This window comes from Arhodomonas sp. KWT (assembly GCF_010993615.1).
Map to the genome: position 1 here is coordinate 1 of NZ_WNXE01000277.1, position 2708 is coordinate 2708.

General features: G+C 70.4%; 4 protein-coding genes. 1 reads left to right on the top strand and 3 read right to left on the bottom strand.

Annotated elements, in window-relative coordinates; genetic code table 11:
- A partial coding sequence (locus G7A99_RS17790; RefSeq protein WP_163142693.1) for an ATP-dependent DNA helicase RecG occupies window positions 1-1176 on the top strand: 1176 nt, incomplete at its 5' end.
- A 9-nt stretch (window positions 1177-1185) separates the two neighbouring features.
- Here G7A99_RS17790 and G7A99_RS17795 read toward each other — a convergent pair.
- The 3 genes from G7A99_RS17795 to nrdD (G7A99_RS17805) all read right to left on the bottom strand — a co-directional run.
- Window positions 1186-1902 carry an anaerobic ribonucleoside-triphosphate reductase activating protein gene (locus G7A99_RS17795; protein ID WP_018718680.1) on the bottom strand — a complete coding sequence of 239 codons (717 nt, stop codon included), beginning with the start codon at window positions 1900-1902 and terminating at the stop codon, window positions 1186-1188.
- Window positions 1895-2077: an anaerobic ribonucleoside-triphosphate reductase gene (gene nrdD, locus G7A99_RS17800; RefSeq protein WP_018718681.1), complete on the bottom strand. Its 183-nt coding sequence runs from the start codon at window positions 2075-2077 to the stop codon at window positions 1895-1897. The genes G7A99_RS17795 and nrdD (G7A99_RS17800) overlap by 8 nt, the downstream gene beginning before the upstream one ends.
- 14 nt (window positions 2078-2091) lie before the next feature.
- On the bottom strand, window positions 2092-2708 hold a 617-nt coding region (nrdD, locus tag G7A99_RS17805; RefSeq protein ID WP_305792332.1), incomplete at its 5' end, for an anaerobic ribonucleoside-triphosphate reductase.

Sequence of the window (2708 nt, forward strand, 5' to 3'; positions counted from 1 at the left end):
AAGACGGTGGTCGCCGCGCTCGCCGCACTCGCCGGGGTCGAGGCGGGCTGCCAGGCGGCGGTGATGGCGCCCACGGAGCTGCTCGCCGAGCAGCACTTCCGTGCCTTCCGTGACTGGCTGGCACCGCTCGGCGTGAGCGTGGACTACGTCTCCGGACGGCTGTCCGGGCGCGCCCGGCGGGACGCCCTGGCCGCGCTCGCTGATGGCACCACGCGGGTCGCCGTGGGCACCCACGCGCTGTTTCAGTCGGAGGTCGCGTTCCATGCCCTGGGACTGGTGATCATCGACGAGCAGCACCGCTTCGGCGTGCATCAGCGCTTGGCGCTGCGAAACAAGGGCGCGGACGGCGCCAGCCAGCCCCACCAGCTGATCATGACCGCCACGCCGATCCCGCGGACGCTGGCGATGACCGCCTATGCCGACCTGGACGTCTCGGTGATCGACGAGCTCCCGCCCGGGCGCCAGCCGGTGGCCACCGTGGCGGTGCCGGACACCCGCCGCGACGATGTCGTCCAGCGGGTGCGTGCCGCCTGCGCCGAGGGCCGGCAGGCGTACTGGGTCTGCACCCTGGTGGAGGAGTCCGAGGTGCTGGAGGCGGAGGCGGCCGAGGAGCGTGCGCGGCTGCTCGGCGAGGCCCTGCCGGACCTGCGCGTGGGGCTGGTCCACGGCCGGCTTACGGGCAGCGAGAAGGAGGCGGTGATGACCGCCTTCGAACACGGCGGGCTGGATCTGCTGGTGGCCACCACGGTGATCGAGGTGGGCGTGGACGTGCCCAACGCCTCGCTGATGATCATCGAGAACCCGGAGCGCCTGGGCCTGGCCCAGCTCCATCAGCTCCGCGGCCGGGTCGGCCGGGGCAGTGCCGCGAGCAGCTGCGTGCTTCTCTATCACGGCCCGCTCTCGGAGACCGCGAAGGCCCGGCTCGGGGTGCTGCGCGAGAGCGGCGACGGCTTCCGGATTGCCGCCCGGGACCTGGAGATACGTGGCCCGGGGGAGCTGCTCGGCACCCGCCAGACCGGCGCGATGGAGTACCGCATCGCAGACCTCGGGCGTGACGCGGACCTGCTGGACGACGTCCGCACAGCGGCGTCGCGGCTGTTCGCCGGGGACGCCGCTACCGTGCAGGCGCTGATTGAGCGCTGGGTGGGCGAGGGCGAGCGCTACGCCCAGGCGTGAGCAATCCGTTCAGGCGTCACGGATCTGAAAGGAGTCGAACAGCCGTTCTATAGGGTGTGCCCGGGTCGTCTCCAGCAGCCCGGTCACTCCGGGCGCGCCGTAGGCGGGATCGGTGGCGCCGGTCGCGCGGCAGGCCTGTAGCGTATAGTGCCGCACGCCGAGCCTGGCCAGCTCCCTGGCCAGGTGCAGTAGCCCATCCGGGCTGATCACAAGGGGGTGAACCGTGGTGCGGACTTCGTAGGTGACGCCGCTGCCGAGCAGATAGTCCAGGCTCTGCCGGGCTCGCTCGCCGCTGCCGGGCACGCCGGTGACCCGCTCGTAATCGCTGAACCGGGTCTTGACGTCGAATCCCACCCAGTCCACCTGCGGCAGCAGCCGGCGCAACCGCTGCGGATAGGCGCCGCCGGTGTGCAGACCCGTCTCGAAGCCCAGGGATCGGACCTCGGCGAGGGCGTGCGCAAGCCCCCGTTGGAGGGTCGGTTCGCCGCCGGAGAAGACCACGCCGTCCAGTAGCCCCCGGCGCTGGCGCAGGAACTCGCGCACCGACGGCCAGCCGATCGTCTCCGGACCCGTGGCCGGGATCAGGTGGGGGTTGTGGCAGTAGCCGCACGCCCAGGGGCAGCCCTGGCAGAACACCACGGCGGCGAGCCGTCCGGGCAGGTCCACCGCGGTCATGGGGACGAGGCCGGCCACCTGGAGGGCGGCCGGCGGTTTCCGGTCAGTCAAGATGCGTGCGCTCCTCGCGGAAGTGTCGCCGCTCACGGTGCTCGCCCCGCTTGCCGACGTTGAACGACGAAACCGGACGGTGGTAGCCCATGACGCGGGTCCATACCTCGCAGGGCTGACGCTCCTCGTCGCGGAGCGCCTCGTGGCTGTCGTGCTCGGGTCGTACTGTCGTCATGGCGTATGCCCTCCTTACGTATTGCTGATGGTGTCGTGGTCCTGCCTGCCCGTCTCTCGCCGTCGGCGCGCGAGGATCTCCTCGTCGCACCGGGGGCAGTAGGGGTGCTCGCCGGCGAGGTAGCCGTGCCTGGGGCAGATGGAGAAGGTCGGCGTGATCGTTATGTAGGGCAGGTGGAAGCGCTCCAGCGAATGCCGGACCAGTTTGCGGCAGGCCGCCGTGCTGGAGATCCGTTCGTTCATGTACAGGTGCAGTACGGTGCCCCCGGTGTAGCGACGCTGCAGCGCCTCCTGGTGTGCCAGCGCCTCGAACGGGTCGTCAGTATGGCCCACTGGCAGCTGCGAGGAGTTGGTGTAGTAGGGCGTCTCCTCGGTGCCGGCCTGGAGGATGCCGGGGAAGCGCCTGCGGTCCTCCCGGGCGAAGCGGTAGGTGGTGCCTTCCGCGGGCGTCGCTTCCAGGTTGTACATGTGTCCGGTCTCTTCCTGGAATCCGGCGATGACGTCGCGCACGTGATCGAGGAACTCGGCCGCGAACCGTTGACCCCAGGGCGTGGTGATGTCGTGGGCGTCGTCGGTGAAGTTGCGGATCATCTCGTTGATCCCGTTCACGCCGAGGGTCGAGAAGTGGTTGC

What these genes read in the sequence shown, in the direction of transcription:
- nrdD (WP_018718681.1), bottom strand. Translation starts at nt 2,077, where the DNA reads ATGACGACAGTACGACCCGAGCACGACAGCCACGAGGCGCTCCGCGAC.